Annotated in this window: 21 protein-coding genes; 14 read left to right on the top strand and 7 right to left on the bottom strand. The window is 66.6% G+C overall.

The genetic code is table 11. From position 1 onward, the window contains the following. Window positions 1-362: 362 nt before the first annotated feature. The 8 genes from E2I15_RS28505 to E2I15_RS28470 all read left to right on the top strand — a co-directional run bounded on the left by E2I15_RS28505 (window position 363) and on the right by E2I15_RS28470 (window position 7,305). The gene (locus E2I15_RS28505) at window positions 363-1,376 is read left to right on the top strand and encodes an ABC transporter permease (RefSeq protein ID WP_137481215.1); all 1,014 of its coding nucleotides are present in this window, start codon (window positions 363-365) and stop codon (window positions 1,374-1,376) included. Between the two features lie 110 nt (window positions 1,377-1,486). Beyond that, window positions 1,487-2,386 carry an ABC transporter permease gene (locus E2I15_RS28500; protein WP_137481213.1) on the top strand — a complete coding sequence of 300 codons (900 nt, stop codon included), beginning with the start codon at window positions 1,487-1,489 and terminating at the stop codon, window positions 2,384-2,386. 97 nt (window positions 2,387-2,483) lie between these two features. Further along, window positions 2,484-4,202: a dipeptide ABC transporter ATP-binding protein gene (locus E2I15_RS28495; RefSeq protein WP_137481211.1), complete on the top strand. Its 1,719-nt coding sequence runs from the start codon at window positions 2,484-2,486 to the stop codon at window positions 4,200-4,202. Between the two features lie 19 nt (window positions 4,203-4,221). Next, window positions 4,222-4,401, top strand: coding sequence for a DUF4089 domain-containing protein (locus tag E2I15_RS28490; protein WP_018269566.1), 180 nt, complete (start codon window positions 4,222-4,224; stop codon window positions 4,399-4,401). A gap of 7 nt (window positions 4,402-4,408) precedes the next feature. After that, window positions 4,409-5,812, top strand: a complete 1,404-nt coding sequence (locus E2I15_RS28485) for an AtzE family amidohydrolase (RefSeq protein ID WP_246668222.1) — start codon at window positions 4,409-4,411, stop codon at window positions 5,810-5,812. An 80-nt stretch (window positions 5,813-5,892) separates the two neighbouring features. Continuing rightward, window positions 5,893-6,285, top strand: coding sequence for an oxalurate catabolism protein HpxZ (gene hpxZ / locus E2I15_RS28480; RefSeq protein ID WP_137481209.1), 393 nt, complete (start codon window positions 5,893-5,895; stop codon window positions 6,283-6,285). 13 nt (window positions 6,286-6,298) lie between these two features. Continuing rightward, window positions 6,299-7,033 (top strand): GntR family transcriptional regulator, encoded by a 735-nt coding sequence (locus E2I15_RS28475; RefSeq protein ID WP_170991662.1) that lies wholly within the window; start codon window positions 6,299-6,301, stop codon window positions 7,031-7,033. A gap of 56 nt (window positions 7,034-7,089) precedes the next feature. Next, a complete protein-coding gene (locus E2I15_RS28470) occupies window positions 7,090-7,305 on the top strand; it encodes a hypothetical protein (RefSeq protein ID WP_137481205.1) in 216 nt (71 codons plus the stop codon). Between the two features lie 22 nt (window positions 7,306-7,327). Here the strand turns inward: E2I15_RS28470 and atzF are convergent, their stop codons facing one another. Then, window positions 7,328-9,115 carry an allophanate hydrolase gene (gene atzF, locus E2I15_RS28465; protein ID WP_137481203.1) on the bottom strand — a complete coding sequence of 596 codons (1,788 nt, stop codon included), beginning with the start codon at window positions 9,113-9,115 and terminating at the stop codon, window positions 7,328-7,330. A 237-nt stretch (window positions 9,116-9,352) separates the two neighbouring features. Beyond that, on the bottom strand, window positions 9,353-9,883 hold the full coding sequence (locus E2I15_RS28460; protein WP_137481201.1) for a MarR family winged helix-turn-helix transcriptional regulator: 531 nt from the start codon (window positions 9,881-9,883) through the stop codon (window positions 9,353-9,355). 184 nt (window positions 9,884-10,067) lie between these two features. On the opposite strand from E2I15_RS28460, the gene E2I15_RS28455 reads away from it, so the two are divergent. Continuing rightward, the gene (locus E2I15_RS28455; RefSeq protein ID WP_422109866.1) at window positions 10,068-11,930 is read left to right on the top strand and encodes a feruloyl-CoA synthase; all 1,863 of its coding nucleotides are present in this window, start codon (window positions 10,068-10,070) and stop codon (window positions 11,928-11,930) included. 460 nt (window positions 11,931-12,390) lie between these two features. Here E2I15_RS28455 and E2I15_RS28450 read toward each other — a convergent pair whose 3' ends face one another. After that, complete coding sequence (locus E2I15_RS28450; RefSeq protein WP_137481199.1) at window positions 12,391-12,915, bottom strand: MarR family winged helix-turn-helix transcriptional regulator; 525 nt, start codon at window positions 12,913-12,915, stop codon at window positions 12,391-12,393. An 82-nt stretch (window positions 12,916-12,997) separates the two neighbouring features. On the opposite strand from E2I15_RS28450, the gene E2I15_RS28445 reads away from it, so the two are divergent. Both E2I15_RS28445 and E2I15_RS28440 read left to right on the top strand, forming a co-directional pair. Further along, window positions 12,998-14,200, top strand: a complete 1,203-nt coding sequence (locus E2I15_RS28445) for a cytochrome P450 (protein WP_137481197.1) — start codon at window positions 12,998-13,000, stop codon at window positions 14,198-14,200. A gap of 54 nt (window positions 14,201-14,254) precedes the next feature. After that, window positions 14,255-15,481, top strand: a complete 1,227-nt coding sequence (locus E2I15_RS28440; protein ID WP_137481438.1) for an ABC transporter substrate-binding protein — start codon at window positions 14,255-14,257, stop codon at window positions 15,479-15,481. A gap of 245 nt (window positions 15,482-15,726) precedes the next feature. On the opposite strand, the gene E2I15_RS28435 is transcribed toward E2I15_RS28440, so the two are convergent. After that, entirely contained in the window at window positions 15,727-16,380 is a 654-nt protein-coding gene (locus tag E2I15_RS28435; RefSeq protein WP_137481195.1) for a cysteine hydrolase family protein, read from the bottom strand. 148 nt (window positions 16,381-16,528) lie between these two features. Between E2I15_RS28435 and E2I15_RS28430 the strand changes: the two genes are divergently transcribed. After that, window positions 16,529-17,479, top strand: coding sequence for an AraC-like ligand-binding domain-containing protein (locus tag E2I15_RS28430; protein ID WP_137481193.1), 951 nt, complete (start codon window positions 16,529-16,531; stop codon window positions 17,477-17,479). Between the two features lie 218 nt (window positions 17,480-17,697). On the opposite strand, the gene E2I15_RS28425 is transcribed toward E2I15_RS28430, so the two are convergent. Further along, window positions 17,698-18,972: an NAD(P)/FAD-dependent oxidoreductase gene (locus E2I15_RS28425; protein WP_137481191.1), complete on the bottom strand. Its 1,275-nt coding sequence runs from the start codon at window positions 18,970-18,972 to the stop codon at window positions 17,698-17,700. A 115-nt stretch (window positions 18,973-19,087) separates the two neighbouring features. Further along, window positions 19,088-20,494, bottom strand: a complete 1,407-nt coding sequence (locus tag E2I15_RS28420) for an MFS transporter (protein WP_137481189.1) — start codon at window positions 20,492-20,494, stop codon at window positions 19,088-19,090. A gap of 181 nt (window positions 20,495-20,675) precedes the next feature. Between E2I15_RS28420 and E2I15_RS28415 the strand changes: the two genes are divergently transcribed. Together E2I15_RS28415 and E2I15_RS28410 are read left to right on the top strand one after the other, a co-directional pair. Further along, on the top strand, window positions 20,676-20,984 hold the full coding sequence (locus tag E2I15_RS28415) for a hypothetical protein (RefSeq protein WP_137481187.1): 309 nt from the start codon (window positions 20,676-20,678) through the stop codon (window positions 20,982-20,984). A 50-nt stretch (window positions 20,985-21,034) separates the two neighbouring features. After that, window positions 21,035-21,931: a sigma-70 family RNA polymerase sigma factor gene (locus E2I15_RS28410; RefSeq protein ID WP_137481185.1), complete on the top strand. Its 897-nt coding sequence runs from the start codon at window positions 21,035-21,037 to the stop codon at window positions 21,929-21,931. A gap of 184 nt (window positions 21,932-22,115) precedes the next feature. Here E2I15_RS28410 and E2I15_RS28405 read toward each other — a convergent pair whose 3' ends face one another. After that, window positions 22,116-22,835, bottom strand: coding sequence for a PrgI family protein (locus tag E2I15_RS28405; RefSeq protein ID WP_137481182.1), 720 nt, complete (start codon window positions 22,833-22,835; stop codon window positions 22,116-22,118). Between the last annotated feature and the right edge of the window lie 218 nt (window positions 22,836-23,053).

Here is a 23,053-nt window from a genome sequence, read left to right as displayed (position 1 = left end):
CCCAACCCTCCCCCGCAAGGGGGGAGGGAGCCCTGCCAGTCCCGTTGTGGCGTTGCAGTCGGAAACAACGAGGCGCTCATGCTGATCGTCCGCGTCACGTCGGCGTGGTTCGCTTACTCAAGTGAGGTGAGCACATCTCTCAGGCTCCCTCCCCCCTTGCGGGGGAGGGTGGGGAGAGGGGTAAGCCGCGAACGCGCAAGGACGACGTTGGGCGAGATCGTGAATCGCGTTTCTCTAGCCTGCGTGCAAACCAAGGGGGCGTTCTATCTGGCCGCCGAGCAAGCGGCACCCCTCCCCCGCAAGGGGGGAGGGAGCCCTGCCGGCCCCGTTGCCGCCCCGTGCGATCCAGCCGGGGGCACGCCATGCTGACCCTGATCGGCAAGCGGCTGCTGTTCGCGATCCCGTCGCTGATCGGGGTCGTGATCGTGACGTTCCTTTTGACGCGCGCGCTGCCGGGCGATCCCGCGGCGTATTTCGCCGGCCCGGCGGCGACGAAAGAAGCGGTCGATCAGATCAGGAAGAAGCTCGGCTTCGACAAGCCGCTGATCGAGCAGTTCGTCCGCTACACTAACGATCTCGCCCATGGCGATCTCGGCACCTCGCTCACCACCGGCCAGCCGGTGGCGGCCGAACTGCGCAACCGCCTGCCGGCGTCGGCCGAGCTCACGTTGCTCGGCCTCGTCGTCTCCATCGTGATCGCGATCCCGCTCGGCGTGCTGGCGGCGACGCGGCCGGGCTCCTGGATCGACCATCTCTGCCGCGTCACCACCACGGCCGGCGTGTCGCTGCCGGTGTTCTTCACCGGGCTCGTGCTGGTCTATGTGTTCTATTTCCGGCTCGGCTGGTCGCCGGCGCCGCTCGGCCGGCTCGACGTGTTCACCAGCGCGCCGCCGACGGTCACCGGCTTCTACCTCATCGACACGCTGATCGCGCGGGACTTCGAGGCGTTTCGTTCCGCGCTCAGCCAATTGATCCTGCCGGCGGTGACGCTCGCGATCTTCTCGCTGGCGCCGATCGCGCGGATGACGCGCGCCTCGATGCTGGCGGTGCTGGCGTCCGACTTCGTCCGTACCGCGCGCGCCAGCGGCCTGTCGCCCGGCAAGGTGATCGTCACCTATGCCTTCCGCAACGCGATGCTGCCGGTCATCACCACGCTCAGCATGGTGTTCTCGTTCCTGCTCGGGGCCAACGTGCTGGTGGAGAAGGTGTTCGCCTGGCCCGGCATCGGCTCCTACGCGGTCGAGGCGCTGATCGCGTCCGACTTCGCGCCGGTGCAGGGCTTCGTGCTGACCATGGCGGTCATGTACGTGCTGCTCAATCTGATGATCGACATCCTCTACGGCGTGATCGATCCCCGCGTCAGGCTGGAGGGCTAAGCATGATCCGGAAAAGTGCGAAGCGGCTTTCCGAAAAGATCATGCTCAAACGAGGAGATGAAGCGCGATGACGATTCAACCTGATCTCATCGCGCTTTAGGGAGGGACGCATGAGCACCGTCGCGCCGACCGTCGAACCCGCAGGTCCCGCCCGCACGTCGGGGCTTGCCGCTGCTCTTGAGCAGACCCGCTACGTCTTGAGCGAAAACAAGGTCACCGGCTTTGCCTTCGCGCTGCTGATCCTGATCCTGTTTGCCGCGCTGTTCGGGCCGTATGTCGTGCCGTACGACCCGCTCGCCTCCGACACCGCGGCGGCATTGAAGCCGCCGTCCGCCGCGCACTGGTTCGGCACCGATCAGCTCGGCCGCGACATCTTCAGCCGCGTCATCGTCGCGACACGGCTCGACACCTTCATCGCCGTCGCCTCCGTGGTGCTGGTGTTCCTGATGGGCGGGCTGGCCGGCATCGCCGCCGGCTATTTCGGCGGCTGGACCGACCGTATCGTCGGCCGCATCGCCGACACCATCATGGCGTTTCCGCTGTTCGTGCTGGCGATGGGCATCGTCGCGGCGCTCGGCAACACCGTGCAGAACATCATCATCGCGACCGCGATCGTGAACTTCCCGCTCTACGCCCGCGTCGCGCGCGCCGAGGCAAATGTCCGCCGCAACGCCGGCTTCGTGCAGGCAGCGCGGCTCTCCGGCAATGGCGAATACCGCATTCTGCTCGGGCACATCCTGCCGAACATCATGCCGATCATGATCGTGCAGATGTCGCTGACCATGGGCTATGCGATCCTCAACGCCGCGGGCCTGTCCTTCATCGGGCTCGGCGTCCGGCCGCCGACCGCGGAGTGGGGCATCATGGTGGCCGAGGGCGCGGGCTTCATGGTGTCCGGCGAATGGTGGATCGCGCTGTTCCCGGGCCTTGCGCTGATGATCGCGGTGTTCTGCTTCAACCTGCTCGGCGACGGCCTGCGCGACATCGTCGACCCGCAGCGGAGGACATGATGCCTGTCCCGATCCGGTGTCAAACTACCGCTCCGCTCCTTTGCATGGGGTTGTTTTGCGGATTTTTGGAAGACGCACCCCATGGGGGGAGGTGCGTATGACCGCCCAGCCGCTGCTCGACGTCAAAGACCTCACCGTCGAATTCACCACGCGCCGCGGCATCGTCAAGGCGGTGCAGCACGTCGACATATCCGTCGGCAAGGGCGAGACCGTCGGCATCGTCGGCGAGTCCGGCTCCGGCAAGTCGGTGACGTCCTATGCCGTGATGCGGATCCTCGATCGCGCCGGCCGGATCGCCGAGGGCTCGGTGATGTTTTCCGGCATCGACGTCAAGTCGGCCTCGGAGAGCCAGATGCGCGATCTGCGCGGCCGCGAAGTCTCGATGATCTTCCAGAACCCACGCGCCGCGCTCAATCCGATCCGCAAGGTCGGTCACCAGATCGAGGACGTGCTGCGCCAGCATGTGCAGCAGGCGCAGGTCACCGATCGCGGCGAGACGGCGATCGAGGCGCTGGAGCAGGTCAAGATCGCGCGCGCACGCGAGCGCTACCACGCCTATCCGTTCGAGCTGTCCGGCGGCATGTGCCAGCGCGTCGTCATCGCGCTCGCGCTGGCCTGCAATCCGCAGCTTCTGATCGCCGACGAGCCGACCACCGGGCTCGACGTCACCACCCAGAAGGCGGTGATGGACCTGATCGTCGAGCTGACCCGGCGCCGATCGATGTCGACGATCCTGATCACGCATGATCTCGGCCTCGCCGCCGCCTATTGCGACCGCGTCGTGGTGATGGAGAAGGGCCGTGTGGTCGAGACCGCTGTCTCGGCCGACATCTTCGCCGCGCCCCAGCACGCCTACACCAGGAAACTGATGCGTGCGACGCCGCGGATCGGGGTGTCGCTGCGGGATCTGTTGCCGGAGGACGCTGAAGCGCCCACAGCTGCCGCGACCGCGGCCGAGCCTGCGCTGGTGGAACGCGGGCGGCCGCTCCTATCAGTCGAAAAGCTCGTCAAGGAATATCCGCGCCAGGGCGCGGGCGGGGTGCTGGCAAAGCTGTTCGGGCGCAAGCCGCCGGTCGAGGAGGACATCTTCCGTGCGGTCGACGGCATCAGTTTCCAGGTCGACCATGGCGAGAGCGTCGGGCTGGTCGGCGAATCCGGATGCGGCAAGTCGACGACGTCGATGATGGTGACGCGGCTGCTGGACCAGACCTCCGGCCGCATCATGTTCGACGGTGAGGACATCGGTACCATCGCGCCGCAGTCCTTCGCGCGGCTGCCGCGGCGCAGCCAGATCCAGATGGTGTTTCAGGATCCGACCGACAGCCTCAATCCGCGCTTCACCGCGGCGCGCGCCATCGCGGACCCGATCATGCAGCTCGGCGACATCAGCGGGCGCGATGCGATCCGCGCCCGCTGCGAGGAGCTCGCGCGGCTGGTCGGCCTGCCGGTCAATCTGTTGGATCGCTTCCCGCACCAGCTCTCCGGCGGCCAGAAGGCCCGCGTCGGCATCGCACGCGCCATCGCGCTGCACCCGAAGCTCGTGATCCTCGACGAGCCGACCGCGGCGCTTGATGTCTCGGTGCAGGCGGTGGTGCTCAATCTGCTGCAGGACCTCAAGCAGTCGATGGGCATGAGCTATCTGTTCGTGTCGCACGACCTCAATGTCGTGCGCCTGCTGTGCGATCGCGTCATCGTGATGCGCGCCGGCCGCATCGTGGAGCAGGGCACATCCGAACACGTCTTGGGCAATCCGCAGGATGCCTATACAAGGGAGCTGCTGACGGCGATCCCGCATCCGCCGCTGCCCGTCTCTTGAGAAACTCATTGGGAGCGAAATGACCGATCATCTCGACGACTATATGAACGCCGTGGCCCGCGCGATGGCGTTGCCGCTGGAGGACGCCTGGCGTCCGGCGGTGCGCGCCAATCTCGACGTCTCGCTGCGGCTGGCGCGGCTGGTCGACGACTTCCCGCTGCCGGACGACGTCGTGTCGGCTGCCGTCTATTCGACCTGAGATCGCGATGTCCGAAACTCCCGCTTCCATGTCGGCCGCCGAGACCGCGCAGGCCGTATCGAGCCGCAAGATCACGGCTCTTGCCGCGACCGAGGCGGCGCTCGCGCGGATCGCGGCGCATGACAAGGTCCTCAACGCCTTCACCGACGTCACCGCAGATCGCGCGCGCGCCAGGGCCAGCGCGATCGATGCCGCGATCGCCGCAGGTCAACCGGTCGGCCCGCTCGCCGGCGTTCCGTTCGCGGTGAAGAACCTGTTCGATGTGCAGGGTCTTCCGACCCGCGCCGGCTCGAAGATCAACCGCGACCTGCCGCCGTCGCCGCGCGACGCGACGCTGATCGAGCGGATGGAGGCGGCCGGTGGGGTGCTGGTCGGCGCGCTCAACATGGGCGAATACGCCTACGACTTCACCGGCGAGAACGTGCATGACGGCCCGTCGCGCAATCCGCATGATCCGGCGCGGATGACCGGCGGCTCCTCCGGCGGCTCCGGCAGCGCCGTCGGCGGCGCGCTGGTGCCGATCGCGCTCGGCTCCGATACCAACGGTTCGATCCGCGTGCCGTCGTCGTTCTGCGGTACGTTCGGCCTGAAGCCGACCTACGGCCGGCTGTCGCGCGCGCGGTCCTATCCGTTCGTCGCCAGCCTCGATCATCTCGGCCCGCTGGCACGCAGCGTGAAGGATCTCGCGCTTGCCTATGATGCCATGCAGGGACCTGACGCCGATGATCCGGCCTGCATTGTGCAGTCCATCGAGCCGACCTTCCCGTTGCTTGCCAATGATATTGACGGGCTGCGCGTTGCGATCGCCGGCGGCTATTTCCAGCAGAATCTGCTTCCGGAGGCGGCAGAGGCGGTCGCGCGCGTCGCGAAGGCGCTCGGTGCCACGCGGACCGTGGAGCTTCCCGAAGCGGCACGCGCCCGTGCCGCGGCCTACATCATCACCATGACCGAGGGTGCCGCGCTGCATCTCGATCACCTGCGCAAGCGTCCCAACGATTTCGATCCGGCGGTGCGCGACCGTCTCATTGCGGGCGCGATGATCCCGGCGGTCTATGTCGACAAGGCGCAGAAATTCCGCCGCTGGTATCGCGCCAGGGTGCTGGAGCTGTTCCAGTCGGTCGACGTGATCCTGGCGCCGGCGACGCCGTGCACAGCGCCGAAGATCGGCCAGGCCAATTTCACGCTCGACGGCGTCGAGCTTCCGGTGCGCGCCAATATCGGCATCCACACCCAGCCGATCTCCTTCATCGGCCTGCCGGTGGTCGCCGTGCCGGTGCCGCTTGAACCGATGCCCATCGGCGTGCAGATCATTGCGGCGCCCTGGCGCGAGGACGTCGCGCTGCGGGTCGCCTACGCGCTGGAACAGATGGGCGTTGCGGTCGCGCCAGCGCCGAGAGGGATCGGCGCATGATCCGGAGAAGTGAGAACCGGTTTTCCCTGCGACAAACGCGAAGCGTTTGCGCGGAGATCACGCGCAACTAAGAGGAAGCCATGGATATAGATCTTCCCGACGTCGTCGCCGAGGTCACCGCGCAGTTCCAGCGATATGAGAAGGCGCTGGTCTCGAACGATGTTGCCGTGCTCGACGAGCTGTTCCGCGACGACCGCCGTACGCTGCGTTACGGCATCGGCGAGAACCTTTATGGCTATGTCGAGATCATGGCGTTTCGCGCAGGACGCTCGCCGGTCGGGCTGATGCGCAAGATCGAGCGGACCGTGATCACGACCTATGGCCGCGACACCGCGATCGCCTCGACGCTGTTCTACCGGGACAGCGCACCGGGTAGGGTGGGGCGGCAGATGCAGACGTGGATTCGTTTCCCCGAGGGCTGGAGAATCGTCGCGGCCCATGTCAGCGTCATCGACGAACCCAAAGGTGCTTGAAGGGCGCTTGAGGATGAGCCTGGACGATCTTCCGACCCGCTCGTCGCAGCCGGGCGCCGAGCCCGAGCCGGCCCTGCGCCGCATCGACCGTCCGTCGTCGCTGGTCGACAAGATCACCCGCGCCGAGGAATTGCGGCTGCAACTTGCCGACGAGATCGTGCGCGGCACGCTGCCGCCGGGGGCCGGGCTCGACGAGACCGACCTTGCGCGGCGATTCAACGTCTCGCGCACCCCGGTGCGCGAAGCGCTGCGACAGCTTGCCGCCAGCGGCCTGATCGATGCCCGCGCACATCGCGGCGCCGTGGTGGCGCGGCCCTCGCTTGAACGGCTCACCGGCATGTTCGAGGCAATGGCCGAGCTGGAAGCGATCTGCGCCGGCCTTGCCGCCGAGCGGATGACGCCGGCGGAGCGCCACGCGCTGGAAGCGGTCCACGAGGAATTGCGGGTGCTGAGCTATACCGGCAATCCCGAGCGCTTCCACGAGGTCAATGAGCGCTTCCACAATGCGATCTATGCCGGCTCGCAGAACGCCTATATCGCGGAGATCACGCTGGCGACGCGGGTGCGCGTGCAGCCGTTCCGCCGCGCCCAGTTCCGTAACCTTGGGCGCCTGGCAAAATCCCACGCCGAGCACGACCGCGTCGTCGTTGCCATCATGCGCGGCGACAAGACAGGCGCCGCCGCGGCGATGCGCGCCCATATCGAGCAGGTGCGGGGAGAATACGAGACCTACGCGGTGTCGGTGTAGGAACTCGCGCGAATGGCGGTCGTTGCTTCCGGTCTACACCAGATCAGGAGCAAGCGATGGCCTCGTCCGAAAAAGATCCCCGGCATCACACCCAGAAGATGAAACAACGTCTGCAGGAGACGGTGACCCATTTGCGTGCGGATATCCGCAAGGTGGATGAACCGCAGCTGACGGCGATGTTCGAGACCTCCGCCGAGGTTCTTTCCGGCCTCATCAAGGCGTTCGACGACTACGAGAAAAAGAACGAGGCCGCCTGGCGCAAGTCGGCCTAGTCTGTCGTCATATTCGTCGCGGCTATACGGCCGTCCTCTCCGCCATGAACGCCCGCCAACCGCCAAACGATGAAATATCCCTCGCGCCATGGATCGCGGCAGGCTCGACAATGAAGCCCTTGGCTTGCCGGCCGTCGGCGAGCCTGATCGTACCGATCGACAGCGGCGGCGGGATCGCGGCGACGAATGTTCCGAACGCTGCCGGTGACATCGCCCACAGTTCGAGCTTGATCGATGCGCCGGCACCGGCCTCGATGCGCAGCATGCCGGGCTTGGGCGGCGTGGTGTCGAGTGCATAGAGCCTGTAGTCCGGCGCGGTGACCGCCTCTTCCAGCTGGCGCGCATCGAGCTTCGTCAGCTCGTGGTTCAGCGCCATTCCGGACAGATGCGCGCCGACCACCGCGATGGTGATCTCACCGGAGGCGGCCTGCGTCGGCGCGGCGGTGAGCGGCGGCTGCGGAAGTGAATTGGCGCCGAGCGCCAGTTCGGTGTCGGCATGGAAGATGCGGCCGATGCTGGCAAGCTCCGCGTCGCGGCCGGCGGGAGCGAGCAGCGTGATGCCGAACGGCGCGCCGTCGGGCCGCATCGCGGCGGGCAGCGCCAGGCCGCAGAGATCGAGCAGGTTGACGAAATTGGTGTAGGTGCCGAGCCGCGAGTTGAGCTCGATCGGATTGGCGAGCACGTCAGCGGTGGAATAGACGGTCGGGGCGGTCGGCAGCACGATCGCATCAAGCTGTGCGAGGCTGCGCTCGGCGACGCGGCGCAGCGCCTCGAGGCGGTACAGCGCCGAGAAGGTGTCCGCAGCGGTTGGGCGCGATCCGCCGACGGTGATCTCGCGCGTCACCGGATGGACCGCCTCGGGCGACGACGCCAACAGGTCGCGGATCACGAGATAGCGCTCGGCGACCCACGGGCCCTCATAAAGCAACCGCGCGGTCTCGTAGAACGGCGCGAGGTCGAACTCGACGAGATCGGCGCCGAGCGCCTGCCAGCGCTTGCACGCCTCGCCATAGGCCTTCTCGGCCTCATGATCGCCGAAGAATTTCAGCTGGCCGCCTTGGGGAATGCCGAGCTTCAGCTTCGCTGGAAACGCCGCGAGCGGGGCCAGCGGCCGGTCGCGCGAGAACGGATCGGACTGATCGGGCCCGGACATCACGGCGAGCGCCGCCAGCGCGTCGTCGACGGTGAGCGAGAAGACCGAGACGCAGTCGAGCGTCCGGCAGGCCGGCACGACGCCGCTGGTCGAGATCAGCCCAAGGCTCGGCTTGAGTCCGACGATGTTGTTGAGCATCGCCGGTACGCGGCCGCTGCCCGCGGTGTCGGTGCCGAGCGCAAGCGGCACCAGGCCCGCGGAGACCGCGACCGCGGAGCCCGAGCTCGATCCCCCCGGCACAAGATCGCCGCGCACCGGATTTTTGGGAATGCCGTAGGGCGAGCGCACGCCGACCAGGCCGGTGGCGAACTGGTCGAGATTGGTCTTGCCGATGATGATGGCGCCGGCCGCACGCAGTTTTGCCACCGCCGTGGAATCCTGCGCCGGCAGATGCGAGAACGCCGGGCAGGCGGCGGTGGTCGGCAGGCCCTTAACGTCGATATTGTCCTTCACCGCGACCGGCACGCCATAGAGCGGCAACGTCGGATCGGCGAGCCGCCCGGCCTCGGCAAGCGCATCCTTCTCGTCGCGCAGGCTGATGAAGATGGCGGGATCATCGTGCTCGCGGATGCGCTGGTAGCTGCGTGCCACGGTTTGGGCCGGCGTCATGGTCCCGGCGCGGTGCGCGGCGACGATCGCGGCGACAGTTTCAGTCACGTCGTTGGCCTCATCTCGTGAGCGGGAGGCGTCGGACGCCCTCCGCAAGGGAATTGCAGCCCGATCGAAGCAAGCAATGTGCCATTGTGTACAATTCGCCCGCGCCCGTTACAAGGCAGATTATTACACAATATCAGTTGCTTGGAATGCTCGTCGAAAACGGACGCTGGCTCGCTTGAGAGAGTGCCTGCCCAATCTAGAGGCAGGCCTGATCAAGCCGAAATCTCGGTCGAAAGGTCAGGTGAAGCCGGCGAGGATCTGCAGCAGTTGCTCGCGGTTTTCCTTGCCGATCTTCTCGGCGACGTGCCGCTCATGCTCGGCGGCGAGCCGCTTGAACTGTGCCAGCGCGGTCTTGCCGTGCGCGGTCAGATGCAGCGCATGGGAGCGGCGGTCGGTGGCGGAGGGGACGCGGCTGACGAAGTCGCGTGCTTCCAGGCTGTCGAGCAGATGCACCAGCCGCGCGCGTTCGATCCCGAGCCGCTTTGCCACCGCCATCTGGCTGAGGCCAGGATTGGCCCCGATCACGGTCATCACCGAATACTGGGTCGGGCGGATATCGACCGTCGCCAGCGTCTTGATGAAGTCCTGAAAGATCCAGAGCTGGAAGCGCCGCACCGCATAGCCGGCGTGACCGATCAGCGCGTCGAGGCCGATGTCGTCGCCGGCGTCGCCGCCGGGCGCCCCGCCATTTGCTCCATGCGACCGGAGGCGGCGGGTTGCCGCTGCCGTCCCTGCCGCCTTGCGGGATGTCTTCTGCTGGCCTGCCATGACCGCAAGGCTAGCGCGCCCGAGTCGGGATGGAAAGATTGTTGTTGACGACAACAATTGATGTCCGCAACATTATCATCAAAGAGCCCGGGCCGGGACCGCGGCGCCGCACCATGTTGCGGCGCGATCCCGATAAGACTTGGGTGACAAGACCTGGGTGACAAGACTGGGCGAGGAGGAAACCATGACGATGGCCGCCGCCAATGGAGACAATCCGAGCAGCCTGTTCGCGACGCCCGCGATCGTTGCGGTCGGCCGCGACGACGGCAGCATCCTGGTCCGCTCCTCCACGCCGCTGCAACAAGGCGCCCGCTGCGTCGGCGACTGGCTGGAGCATTGGGCGCGGCAGGCCCCGGATCGCATCTTTCTCGGCGAGCGCGCCAATGCCGAGGCGCCCTGGAGCACCGTCAGCTATCGCGCCGCACTCGGCATCGTGCGGCGGGCTGCATCGTGGGTGCTGGCGCAAGGGCTGAGCACTGAGCGCCCACTCGTCATCCTCTCTGACAACGGCATCGATCACGCGTTGTTCGCGCTCGGCGCCCAGCATGTCGGCGTGCCCTCGGCCGCGATCTCGCCGGCCTATTCGCTGATGTCCCGGGATTTCGACAAGCTGAAGGGCATGATCAGCCTGCTCGACCCCGGCGCGATCTATGTCACGCGCACAGGGCCGTTCGCGGCGGCGCTTGGCGCAATCAAGCCGCTGCATCGCGCAACCATCGTCAGCGGCAATCCCGACGATGCCGACGCTTTGCCGTTCCGCACCATCGCTGCCACGCCGGAAGCGCCCGAGGTCGCCAAGGCGTTCGCGGCGGTGACGCCGGACACGATCGCAAAATTCCTGTTCACCTCGGGCTCGACAGGGACGCCGAAGGCCGTGATCAACACCCAGCGCATGCTGACCTCGAGCCAGCAGGCCAAGGCGCAGACCTGGACGTTCCTGGAGCAGTCGCGCGATGATCTGGTGATCCTGGACTGGCTGCCCTGGAGCCACACCTTCGGCGCCAACCACAACTTCAATCTGGTGCTGCGCAACGGCGGCACGTTCTATATCGACGGCGGCAAGCCGGCGCCCGGGCTGTTCGCGACCTCGCTGGCCAACCTGCGCAGCGTGGTGCCGACGGTCTATTTCAACGTGCCGCGCGGCTTCGACATGCTGATCGCGGCGCTGCGCACCGACGACGAACTGCGCAGAAGATTCTTCGAGGGCACCAAATTCGCCTTCTATGCCGGCGCGGCGCTGCCGCAGAATCTATGGGACGCGCTGGAGGAATTGTCGCTGCGGACCGTCGGCCGCCGGCTGCCGATGGTGTCGGCCTGGGGTTCGACCGAGACCTCGCCGCTGGCGACCGATTGCCACTTCCTGGCCAAACGCTCCGGCAATATCGGGGTGCCGATTCCCGGCACCGAGCTCAAGCTGGTGCCGTCGGGCGACAAGCTCGAGGTGCGGGTGCGCGGGCCCAACGTCACGCCGGGCTACTGGAAGGCGCCCGAGCTCACCGCCAAGGCCTTCGATGACGAGGGTTTTTACAAGATCGGCGATGCCGTCACCTTCGCCGATCCCGCACGACCTGAACTTGGCTTGTTCTTCGACGGCCGCGTGGCGGAGGACTTCAAGCTCAATTCCGGCACCTGGGTCAGCGTCGGCACCTTGCGCGTCGCCGGCATCGCGGCGCTGGCGCCGCTCGCGCAGGACATCGTCGTCACCGGCCATGGCCGCGACGAGGTGCGCTTTCTGGTGTTCCCGAATCTCGCCGCCTGCCGCGCGCTGGCAGGGTTGCCCGAGAGCGCCGATGCGCGGGAGGTGATCGGCCATCCGGCGGTCCGTTCCGCGATCGGGCGCGGGCTGGCGACGCTGAAGGCGCAAGGCGGCCATTCCTCGGGCCACGCCACCCGCGCACTGCTGCTGGCCGAGCCCGCCTCGGTCGATGGCGGGGAGATCACCGACAAGGGCTACATCAACCAGCGCGCCGTGCTGACGCGCCGCGCCGCAGCGGTGGCGATATTGGAGGCCGACGCCTCGGCCGAGCCGATCGCCTGCGCGGGCTGAGATTGCGGTAGAAAAGGCGGACGTAAGGAAGGCACCAGCGGAAGGTTCCCTCCCCCCTTGCGGGGGAGGGTTAGGGAGAGGGTACCGCTTGCTCCGCTGCCGATCGAACACGAGGACACGCGTTGGTCGGTGAGCCAAGACGTTGATGTGGCGTTGCGCAACGGCTCGAGTTGAACCCCCTCTCCCCAGCCCTCCGCCGCAAGGGGGAGGGAGCCTGAGGAGTGTGCTCGCCTGACCTGATGGCGGCGTCACGTCCCTTCGCTTGCGACCCGACGACGCAGTGCATCACGGATTTTTAGTTGCCATGGCAACTAAGCTGTGCGAGTTTCCGCCCATAGGGCCGGTCAACGGCCACGCGTTTGGGAGGACGATGTTGCGCAGCAGCGCGCGAGCGGCACGCATGGAAGTCCGGGCGAATATCGTGGTGGCGCAGGGCGCCGCCGGCGGTCGCGCCGTCCCGTCAGGTCGTGCTTTGCCCGGTGACGGCGCCGAGATTCTCGTGCAGCCGGCGCAGCAACTCGATCAGCACCTCGCGCTCGTCCTTTTTCAGGCACGCCAGCAGCCGCCGCTCGCGCTCCAGCGCTGCGACGATGACCTTGTCGTGGATGGCGCGGCCGCGCGCGGTCAGCGTGATCGAATGGGTGCGACCGTCGTCCGGCGCGGTGCGGATGGTCAGCAGGCCGCGCTTCTGCAACGCCGCGAGGTTGCGGCTGACCGGCCCCTTGTCGAAGCCGATCACCTGGCAGATCCGGGAGGCGGGAATGCCCGGCTCGATCGCCAGTTGCGAGATGATCCGCCACTCGGTGACGTTGACGCCGAAATTCTTCTGGTAAAATGCGGTGGCGCTGTTCGACAGCTTGTTGCCGATGAAGGTGATGAACGCCGGCACATAGCGATTGAGGTCCAGCAGCGGGCCGTCGCTGGCGTCTGCGGGATCGGCCGGTCTCGGCCGGCGAGGCTTTCGGGGGAGGGGCTGGCTGCTCATCTGTCAAATCATCGCTGCGAAACCGTTCGGGAGCAATAGATATGCGGCCCGTGTTGACAAGATCAAACCTCGGGAGATCCCGATGACTGCAACCGAAGCTGCGTCCGTCCCGCATCTCGACGTCGATCCGTTCGCGCTCGAGTTCTTCGCCGATCCATTCCCGACCCATGAGCGGCTGCGCGAGGCCGGGCCGGTGGTCTATCTCGACAAGTGGAATGTCTATGGCGTGGCGCGCTACGCCGAGGTCCATGCGGTGCTGAACGATCCCGCGACCTTCTGCTCCAGCCGCGGCGTCGGCCTCAGCGACTTTTCCAAGGAGAAGCCGTGGCGGCCGCCGAGCCTGATCCTGGAGGCCGACCCGCCCGCCCATACCCGGACCCGCGCCGTGCTGAGCACGGTGTTGTCGGCGACCGTGATGAAGCAGCTTCGCGGGCAATTTGCCGCCGCCGCGGAGGCCCGCCTCGACGCGCTGCTGGAGAAGCGCCGGTTCGACGCGATCGCGGACCTTGCGGAAGCCTATCCGTTGTCGATCTTCCCGGATGCGCTCGGCCTGAGGCCGGAGGGCCGCGAGCATCTGCTGCCCTACGCCAGTCTGGTGTTCAATGCCTTCGGCCCGCCGAACGAGCTCCGCAAGGAGGCGATCGAGCGCTCGGCGCCACATCAGGCCTATGTTGCCGAGCAATGCCAGCGCGACAATCTCACCCCGGGCGGCATCGGTGCCTGCATCCACGCCCATGTCGATACCGGCGCCATTACCGCGACCGAGGCGCCGCTGCTGGTGCGCTCGCTGCTGTCGGCCGGTCTCGACACGACCGTCAACGGCATCGGCGCCGCCGTCTACTGCCTTGCCCGCTTTCCCGACCAGTTCCAGAAACTGCGCAACGATCCGACGCTGGCGCGCAACGCCTTCGAGGAGGCCGTGCGGTTCGAAAGTCCGGTCCAGACTTTCTTCCGCACCACGACCCGCGACGTCGAGCTCAGTGGGGCCAGCATCGGCGAAGGCGAGAAGGTGCTGATGTTCCTGGCTGCGGCCAATCGCGATCCGCGCCGCTGGGAAGCGCCCGACAGCTACGACATCACGCGCCGCACGTCCGGTCATGTCGGCTACGGTTCGGGCATCCATATGTGCGTCGGCCAGCTCGTCGCCCGTCTCGAAGGCGAGGTGATGCTGGCGGCGCTGGCGCGTCGTGTCGCCAGGATCGAAATATCAGGCGAGCCGAAGCGCCTGTTCAACAACACGCTGCGCGGGCTCAGCAGCCTGCCGGTCGAGATCACGCCGGCCTGACGAGACCCTCAAGACCAGCAAAAGGTCGATTGAGGAAACATGGGAGGGGAGATGATGAGGGGCTTCGGGGTTGGGCGATTGAGGATTGGACTTGCGCTGGCATTGGCCTGCGCCGCGGGGAGCGCACGGGCGGAGATTTCCGGCGACGTGGTCCGCGTCGGCGTGCTCAACGACATTTCCGGCATCTTCCAGGACACCAACGGCATGGGTTCGGTGGAAGCCGCGCGGATGGCCGCGGAGGATTTCAATGGCGGCGGCAAGGGCATCAAGGTCGAGATCGTCTATGCCGATCACCAGAACAAGGCCGACGTGGGATCCGCGATCGCGCGCAAATGGCTCGATGTCGAAGGCGTCGATGCCATCGTCGACGTGCCGAACTCGGCGGTCGGGCTCGCCATCAACACCATCCTGCGCGATAGCCGGATGACGTTCCTGGCGTCGTCGACCGCGAGCTCCGATCTCACCGGCAAGGCCTGCTCGCCGAACACCATTCAATGGGTCAATGACGCCTGGGCCACCGGCAACACCACCGCGGCCGCGATGATGCAGCGCGGCGGCAAGGATTGGTATTTCGTGACCGTCGATTATGCACTCGGCAAAGGCATTGAAGCTGAAGCGACGAACTACATCGAGAAGCACGGCGGCAAGGTGCTGGGCTCCAGCAAGCATCCGCTCGGCACGTCGGACTTCGCGTCTTTCCTGCTCCAGGCGCAGAGCTCGAAAGCAAAAGTCATCGGGCTTGCCAATGCCGGCGGCGACACCATCAACGCAGTAAAGCAGGCGGCCGAGTTCGGCATCCAGCAGGGCGGCCAGACCATGGTGGCGTTCCTGCTGTTCGTGAACGACATCCACGGCATGGGCCTGAAGGTCGCGCAGGGGCTGCAGCTGCTGGAAGCCTTCTACTGGGACATGAACGACGACACCCGCGCGTTCGCCAAACGCTTTGCCGCGCGTCCCGGCATGAACGGCAAGATGCCGAGCGGCAACCAGGCCGGCGTCTATGCCTCGACGCTCGCCTACCTCAACGCCGTCGCCGCCACCGGCAGCGACGACGCCAAGGCGGTGGTGCCGCAGATGAAGACCTTCAAGGGGAAGGACAGACTGTTCGGCGACACCACGATCCGCCAGGACGGCCGCGTCGTCCACCCGATGTATCTGTTCGAGGTGAAGAAGCCGGACGAGTCGAAATACCCCTACGACTATTACAAGCTGATCGCGACCATCCCGGCCGATCAGGCGTTCCGCCCGCTGGCCGACGGCGGCTGCTCACTGGTGAAGTAGCATTGGTGCACGATCACATCCTCCCCTGGAGGGGTCGAGACGAGCGAAGCTCGCTCTGGGATCGGTTCGCATGAAATGCGAACCGAGGCGGGGTGAAGGTCCCTCCAATCGAACAGTACCTGCGTGGAGAGATCACCCCACCCCGGCTCACACCTCGCTTCGCTCGCTGTGAACCGACCCTCCCCCTCCAGGGGAGGGTGAAGCAGTGAGTTTCTCGGCGGATACAGCGTCGGGATGCTATTTCGCTACGCCGCCTTGTTGCTCGCCACTTTTACCCGTCCCAGCATCTCGGCCGCCGTCATCACATGCGCGGTTGAGAATGCGAGGATCGTCAGCGTGGCGCGGTGTACCTCCTCGGCGGACAGCGCGCCCTGGCCGACATCCGGATAGTCGAACGTGCCCGTCGCGTCCGACAGGAAGACGACCTTGTAATTGTGGAACATGGCGTCGCGCGCCGTGGCATGGCAGCAGTTCTCGGTCGTGGTCCCCGAGATGATCACCGTCGTGATGCCCCATTCGCGCAGGATGAGATCGAGATCGGTGGCGAAGAACGCGCTGTAGCGGTGCTTCTTGATGACGTGCTCGCCGGGGGCTGGCGCGAGGTCGTTGAAGATCTCGACGCCCTCGGTGCCGTCGACCAGCGACGACCGGTCGGCGATCGGCGAATAGAGATCGTCATAGAGCCCCATGTCGCTGCCGTCGCGGCGATGCACATGCGCGGTGTAGACGACGCGGATGCCCTTGTCGCGGCAGGCCTTCAGGGTCTGCGCCAGCCGCGGCACCATGGCGGCGGCCTGGGCCGAACGCAGCTTGGCGCCCTCGGCCACGAAATCGTTCTGCATGTCGACGACGATCATGACCGTACGGACGGGATCGATGATTTCGCATTGGTAGCCCATTTGGTGTCTCCTCCTGGTGAGCGACAAATTCTACGCCGGTTCCCGCGATCGTTCTTGGCTGCGCCGGCCAGTCGCTGGCCTCTGCTTGCCAGGACGGAGGGCTGGACGCAGAATATCCCGCTGCCGGGTTGGGCGGGAGCAAGGTCCGATGCAGACCCCAGATCACACAGTCGTCGCGCAAACGCTTGTTGCGCCGGGTGACAGTTTCGACCGCTGGCATCACGTCACCTGCCGCGAATTCTCGCTGACCGAATGCCGCCGCGTCGCCGATGAGGCGTTCCAGGCCTCGATCTCGATCCGCCATCTCGGCCCGCTTGCGATCAACGACATCTGGTCGTCGACGCCGGCCGCCGACCGCATCCGGGTGATGCGCGGCGCGAGCGACGTCCGCAGGGATCCGCGCGACTATTTCATGCTGTGGCTCACGCTGCGCGGCGAGGTCGGCTTTGCACAAGGCGGCCGCGACGTGCGCATGCGCCGGGGCGATCTGATGCTGCATGACCAGGCGCAGCCGTTCACGCTCGAATTCGCCCCGAGCGCGCGCGCGATCATGGTGTCGATCCCGCGGCCGCTGCTGCTCGCGCGCCTGCCGGACGCGCAGCGCCTGACGGCGCGGCGGGTCGGCAACGCGTCGAAAGTGGGAGCGCTGGCGGGATCGCTGATCCGCCGTCTGACGCGGCTCGATGACGCGGCGGGACCCGCGGCGATACGGCTAGGCGCGGCGGCGCTCGATATTTTCGCGACGACGCTGCAGACCGAGCTGACGGACGAAGCGCCCCAGCGCGGCGACGAAAGGCTCATGCGGGTCAAGGCCTACATGCTGGCCAATCTCGACGATCCCGGGCTCGATCTCGATGCGATCGCCAACGCGCAGAACATGGCGCCGCGCACGCTCAATCGCCTGTTCGCGCGTGAAGGCACGACGCCGATCCGCTGGTTGTGGCAGCAGCGCCTCGCCGGCGCCTATCAGGCGCTGGCCGAGCGGCGCTTCAGCCATGTCACCGATGCCGCGCTGAGCTTCGGCTTCAGCGACGTCTCGCATTTCAGCCGCGCCTTCAAGACCGCGTTCGGCCGCTCGCCGCATCAGGTGATGGGGTGAGAATGCGTACAGCGCTGAGAGGCCAAGACAGATTGTTATTCGTCATCCCCGCGCAAAGGCTTTGCCTTTGTCGCCGGAGGTGCGAGCCATGTGGCGCAATTGCGGCGCTGAGCGAGCCTCGAAGGATGTACGGCCACTAGCGGGGCCGTCGATCCTTCGAGACGCGCTTCGCGCTCCTCAAGGACGACGGATAACAGGATGGCGCAGTGCCGAGTCGCCTACTGCGCCACCTTGCTGCTGCCTTGCGTGATCAGCCGCGCGGCGCGCTGGTCGCGGGTGTGGATCCAGAGCCAGTTCATCGCCACCGCGATCCGATGGCGCACGCCGATCAGGAAGTAGATGTGGGCGAGACCCCAGATCCACCATGCCAGCGAGCCGCGCAGCTTGAGCCAGCCGAAATCGATCACCGCCTTCTTCTTGCCGATCTGGGCGAGGCTGCCGGCATGCTTGTAACGGAACGGCGGCAACGTCTTGCCGTCCAGCCGGGCCTTGATCAGTGCGGCGACGTAGCGCCCCTCCTGCTTGGCGGCCGGCGCGATGCCGGGCACCGGATTGCCGTCGGGGCCCTTGATCGTGACGGTGTCGCCGATCGCGAAGACATCGGGGTGGCCCGGCACGGTGAGATCGGGCTCGACCTGCAGCCGATGGGCGCGATCGGCCGGCGCGTTCAGCCACTCGGCGGCGCGTGAGGCGCGCACGCCGGCGGCCCACACGATGGTGCGCGCCTCCAGCCGCTTGCCGCCGAACACCACGCCGTCGGCCGAGCATTCGGTGACCGGCTCGCCCAGCATCACCTCGACGCCGAGCTTTTCCAGCGACGCCTGCGCATAGGCCGAGAGATCGTCGGGAAATCCTGCCAGCACGCGCGGGCCGGCCTCGATCAGCACCACGCGCGCCTTGCGCGTGTCGATGTGACGGAAATCTTGCGGCAGCGTGTCCTTGGCGAGGTCGGCGATGGTGCCGGCCATCTCGACGCCGGTCGGCCCGGCGCCGATGATGACGAAGGTCAGCAGCGCCGCGCGCTTGTCCGGATCGGTCTCGCGCTCGGCGCGTTCGAAGGCGACCAGGATGCGCCGCCGCAGCGTGGTCGCGTCCTCCAGCGTCTTCAGGCCGGGCGCGAACGGCTCCCATTCGTCATGGCCGAAATAGGCGTGGCGCGCGCCGGTGGCGAGGACCAGCGTGTCGTAGGGAATGCTGCCGCCGTCGTCGAGCTGCACCTGCTTCGCCGCGGCGTCGACGCCGCAGACATTGGCGAACAGCGTCGTCACCTCGGGCCGGTCGCGCAGCAGATAGCGGATCGGCCAGGCGATCTCGCTGGTGGCAAGCGAAGCGGTCGCGACCTGATAGAGCAGCGGCTGGAACAAATGGTGGTTGCGGCGGTCGATCAGGGTGATCTCGACCGGCGCGCCCGCGAGACCGAAGGCGGCTTCCAAGCCGCCGAAGCCGGCGCCGACGATCACCACGCGATGAGGTTTGGCCGGCGCTTGCGTCATCAGATGTCGCTCTCGGTTTCGAACGGCTTCGTCGTTTGATTATGTATTCATTCGCAGCCTCATTCCAACACGAAATGCCCGATCGCCCGATAGCAAAACCCAATCGCCGCAAGCTTCACGCATCCTGCGGCGCGGCCGCGACGACGGCCCGCCGCCGCATCGGCAGGAACAGTCCCGCGACCGCGCCGGCGAACGACAGCGTTGCGGCAAGGCTCATCGCCGACGCGAAGCCGTTTGCGAAATGTCCGGATGAATCGGCCGCGCCATTGGCGGCAAAGCTCGCCACCAGCGCCGCGATGCCGAACATGCCGCCGAGGAAGCGGCCCATGTTGAAGACGCCCGACGCCTTGCCGATGTCGGTGACGGCGACCGCGCCCAGCACCGCATTCTGCGCGGCCGGCATCGCCATCGACACGCCGACGCCGGCGAGCACCAGCGGCGCGACCAGCGCCGAATAGGGCACTGTGGGACTCACGATCTCGCTGATCCAGCCGAGCCCGATCGCCTGCATCAAGAGGCCAGTGACAACCAGCGTGCGCTCGCCGAACCGGTTGACGGCGGCGCCGGCGATCGGCGCGGTGACGAACAGCGTCGCCGTCCACGGCAGCAAACGAAGCCCGGCGCCGAAGGCGTCGAAGCCGAGCGCGATCTGCAGGAACTGCGGCAGCAGGAACAGCACGCCATACATCGCGGCGTAGAACAGCACGCTTGCGGCCATGCCGGATGCAAACGGCCGTGCCGCGAACAGCCGCATCGGCACCATCGGGCTTGTCGCGCGCAGCTCCCACAGCACGAACATCGCCGCCAGCGCGACGCCGGCGATCAGCGCGCCCGAGACTTCCGTGCTGGCCCAGCCGACGCCGTTGCCGCGCAGCAGGCCCCAGACCAGCGCCAGCGCCGCGAGCGCGACCAGCGCGAGGCCGGCGATGTCGAGCGGCGCAGTCGGCCCAAAGCTTTCGCGCAGGCGGGCGATCACGAGGGCGATCGCGACGAGGCCGATCGGCAGGTTGATCCAGAAGATCCAGCGCCAGCCGAGATGCTCGGTGATGAAGCCGCCGATCGCGGGGCCGATGATCAGCGCGCATCCGGTGATGCCGCTGAAAATGCCGAGCGCGCGGGCGCGTTCCTCGCGGCCGAAGGCGCCGCTCAGGATCGCCATCGCCGGCGGCATCACCAGTGCCGCGCCCGCGCCCTGCAGGGCACGGGCGGCGATCAGGGCCGCGGCGTTGCCGGCCAGCGCGCAGGCCGCGGACGCCACGACGAACAGGCCGATCCCGGATACGAACATCCTGCGCCGCCCGAACCGGTCGCCGAGCGCCGCGCCGGTCAGCAGCAGCACCGCGAAGGTCAGATTGAAGGCGTTGACGGTCCACTGCAGCGTTTCCACCCGGCTTCCGAAATCGGTGCGGATGGTCGCGAAGGCCGTGGTCATGATCATGGCGTCCAGCGCCATCATGAAGGATGCCAGCGCGGTGAGGCCGAGCACCCAGCGCTGTTCGGCGCGCTGCTGAGGGGTCTGCATGGTCGTTCTCCGTTGCCGCGCCGCGAGGTTGCGGCGCGCTTCGCCGGCAAGGACGAAGCGGGACGGGCAAAGGATGCGGCCGAAATTTATTTTTGCCGGACCGCATCCTTTGGCGGTTCGCGAACGTCCTTGGGTCTGACGCGGTCGGTTCAGGCCGCAGAACCAGGCCAAGGAGGCTGCGATGAGACGGACCCTGATCAGGTACAAGGCGAAGCCGGAGATGGCGGAGAAGAATGCCGCGCTGGTGTCGGCCGTGTTCGCCGAGCTGAAGGCGGCCAAACCGGACGGCGTGCGCTATCTGACCCTGCGGCTGGAGGACGATACCTTCATCCACATGGTCGAGACCGCGGCCGAAGACGGCTCGAGCCCGATCCCGAAACTGGCCGCGTTCCAGGCGTTCCAGGACGGCATCCGCGATCGTTGCGCCGAGCCGCCACTGGTTCGCAGTGCGGTGATTGTCGGGAATTATCGTATGCTGGATGAGCCGTGAACCGACACGGGTTGAACCGGCGGGCAGTGCACCGATCTGGCGGAGCCATTATGACGTCACCACACCAAGCGCCGGCCGCGACCGACGTCGACGCGCTCCTGGCGGCGATGCGGCCAAGGCTGCATCGCTACTGCGCCCGCATGGTCGGATCCGTCATCGACGGCGAGGATGTGTTGCAGGACGCGCTGATCAAGGCGGTGGAAGCCTTCGGGTCCGCCGCGCCGATCCAGAATCCGCAAGCCTGGCTGTTCCGGATCGCGCACAACACCGCGCTCGATTTCCTCAGGCGGCGCAGCCGCCAGGAAGCGCTCCACGCGCCGGAGGAGGTGGACATGATGGCCGGAGAGCTCAATGACGTCAGCCGCCGCGAGATCGCCGCGACCGGCCTGCGCACCTTCATGCGCCTGCCGGTGGCGCAGCGTTCCAGCGTGATCCTGATGGATGTGCTCGGCTGCTCCTTGCAGGAGATCTGCGGCATCATGGATTTCAGCCTGCCCGCGGTGAAAGCCGCGCTGCACCGTGGACGCACGCAGTTGCGCGAGTTTGCCAGCGAACCGGACGATGCGCCGCGGCCCGGCCTGTCGCCGGCCGACCGCGTCAGGCTCAATGCCTATGTCAGCCGCTTCAACGCCCGCGACTTCGACGCCATCCGCGCCATGATTGCCGATGACATCAGGCTCGAGCTCGTCAACCGGACACGGCTGAACGGCAAGGCCGAGGTGTCGCGCTACTTCGGCAATTATTCGAAGATCGACGACTGGCACCTGGTGACCGGACAGGTCGAGGGACGCCCCGCGATCCTGGTGTTCGAACCGAACGCTTTGGGCGCGCCGCCGAGATCGTTCATGCTGCTCGACTGGTCGGCCGACAAGGTCGCGACGATCAGGGATTTCCGCCACGCGCCCTATGCGATCGACGGCGCCGAATGGGCGGTGGATCAAGGCTGACCGCCGATCACCGCTTGGCGCAGCGACCACGCCACAAACTCAGTGTCGTCCCGGCCTCCGAGCTTGGACCCATAACCACGAATGGCGATTGATGTGCGGTGCTGGGGCCACAGCTTGCTTCGACAACTTAAGCCTATGGGTCCCTGCTTTCGCAGGGACGACGATGGAGAGAGCGCGCGCTAGACTAGCGCGTCTTTCCACCGAATTCGCCGTTGGCGATCCGCGCGATACGGCTGCCGCCTGCGGCCGGTGCGCTGTTTCGTTGGAACAGGCCGTCGCCACTGCCGTTGCTCGGCAATGGCGGCGGTTCCTCGAAATAGCCGCCGCTCCGCCAGACCAGCAGGACGATGTTCATCGCGCCATTGACGGCGGCGCCGACCACCGTTTCGGTGTGCTGAAAGGTCAGCGCATATTCGGGAAATCGTCCGGCGATGGCCTTGTCGAGCACGAGGAGGGCGATCCATGCCGCCATCACGCAGACCGGATCCCATCCCATGTCGCGCACCCGCATCGATTGCAGCATGAAGCAGATGACGAGCATGCCGTAGAAGGCAATGACCAGCACGGGGTTGCTCGATGCCTGCGCCAGCAGCACGTCCATCCGGCCGCTCGCCGGTGCGTTGCCCGTGACGCCGTAGACCAGCATCACAAAGCCGAAGCCCACCACCAGGGTGCAGAAGAAGAAAGCCAGTCGGCCCATCCGGGCATTGAAGCCGAAGATGTAATTCAGCATGTGACGCACCCCTTTGGCGGCAGCGTCGGCCAGGGATGCTTTCCGGACCATGAAGCCAGCAGGCGCTTGCCGGCCTGTGGTTTCCGGGTGCTTTACCGGATCGTTAAAGCCTGCCGCAGTGCGGGCGTGGGTCGGTGCAAACGGCCGGCGCCTGCGACAATCGTTGCCCACGCAACCGGCATTATATTTCTTGCCATGGTCGATTTGGACGAATTATGATGCAAGGTGCTGGGGTATGCGCCGAAGGTTCTAAGTCAGCGCCGTCGGTTCATGCTTGCTGCAGACTTGCGATATCGCGCACAAAATACGTCACAGAACGACGCGCGCAAAGCGTGACCCCCGGGCCCTCGTGATCGAGCCTGGCGGGATCTTTGGTTGAGGAGGGGAGT

Origin of the sequence: Bradyrhizobium sp. BR2003 (genome assembly GCF_009720285.1) — a bacterium.
GTDB classification, from domain to species: Bacteria; Pseudomonadota; Alphaproteobacteria; order Rhizobiales; family Xanthobacteraceae; genus Bradyrhizobium; species Bradyrhizobium elkanii.
The sequence above is the reverse complement of the archived record's forward strand: the minus strand, read 5'-3'. Positions and strand labels throughout refer to the sequence as shown.

Coding starts and splice junctions, on each gene's coding strand:
- E2I15_RS28435 (WP_137481195.1), bottom strand. CDS start 16,380: ATGGGCTACCAATGCGAAATCATCGATCCCGTCCGTACGGTCATGATC.
- E2I15_RS28455 (WP_422109866.1), top strand. CDS start 10,068: ATGACGATGGCCGCCGCCAATGGAGACAATCCGAGCAGCCTGTTCGCG.
- E2I15_RS28450 (WP_137481199.1), bottom strand. CDS start 12,915: ATGAGCAGCCAGCCCCTCCCCCGAAAGCCTCGCCGGCCGAGACCGGCC.
- E2I15_RS28485 (WP_246668222.1), top strand. CDS start 4,409: ATGTCCGAAACTCCCGCTTCCATGTCGGCCGCCGAGACCGCGCAGGCC.
- E2I15_RS28425 (WP_137481191.1), bottom strand. CDS start 18,972: ATGACGCAAGCGCCGGCCAAACCTCATCGCGTGGTGATCGTCGGCGCC.
- E2I15_RS28420 (WP_137481189.1), bottom strand. CDS start 20,494: ATGCAGACCCCTCAGCAGCGCGCCGAACAGCGCTGGGTGCTCGGCCTC.
- E2I15_RS28430 (WP_137481193.1), top strand. CDS start 16,529: ATGCAGACCCCAGATCACACAGTCGTCGCGCAAACGCTTGTTGCGCCG.
- E2I15_RS28475 (WP_170991662.1), top strand. CDS start 6,299: ATGAGCCTGGACGATCTTCCGACCCGCTCGTCGCAGCCGGGCGCCGAG.
- E2I15_RS28440 (WP_137481438.1), top strand. CDS start 14,255: ATGAGGGGCTTCGGGGTTGGGCGATTGAGGATTGGACTTGCGCTGGCA.
- E2I15_RS28460 (WP_137481201.1), bottom strand. CDS start 9,883: ATGGCAGGCCAGCAGAAGACATCCCGCAAGGCGGCAGGGACGGCAGCG.
- E2I15_RS28505 (WP_137481215.1), top strand. CDS start 363: ATGCTGACCCTGATCGGCAAGCGGCTGCTGTTCGCGATCCCGTCGCTG.
- E2I15_RS28495 (WP_137481211.1), top strand. CDS start 2,484: ATGACCGCCCAGCCGCTGCTCGACGTCAAAGACCTCACCGTCGAATTC.
- hpxZ (WP_137481209.1), top strand. CDS start 5,893: ATGGATATAGATCTTCCCGACGTCGTCGCCGAGGTCACCGCGCAGTTC.
- E2I15_RS28500 (WP_137481213.1), top strand. CDS start 1,487: ATGAGCACCGTCGCGCCGACCGTCGAACCCGCAGGTCCCGCCCGCACG.
- E2I15_RS28470 (WP_137481205.1), top strand. CDS start 7,090: ATGGCCTCGTCCGAAAAAGATCCCCGGCATCACACCCAGAAGATGAAA.
- E2I15_RS28415 (WP_137481187.1), top strand. CDS start 20,676: ATGAGACGGACCCTGATCAGGTACAAGGCGAAGCCGGAGATGGCGGAG.
- E2I15_RS28445 (WP_137481197.1), top strand. CDS start 12,998: ATGACTGCAACCGAAGCTGCGTCCGTCCCGCATCTCGACGTCGATCCG.
- E2I15_RS28410 (WP_137481185.1), top strand. CDS start 21,035: ATGACGTCACCACACCAAGCGCCGGCCGCGACCGACGTCGACGCGCTC.
- E2I15_RS28490 (WP_018269566.1), top strand. CDS start 4,222: ATGACCGATCATCTCGACGACTATATGAACGCCGTGGCCCGCGCGATG.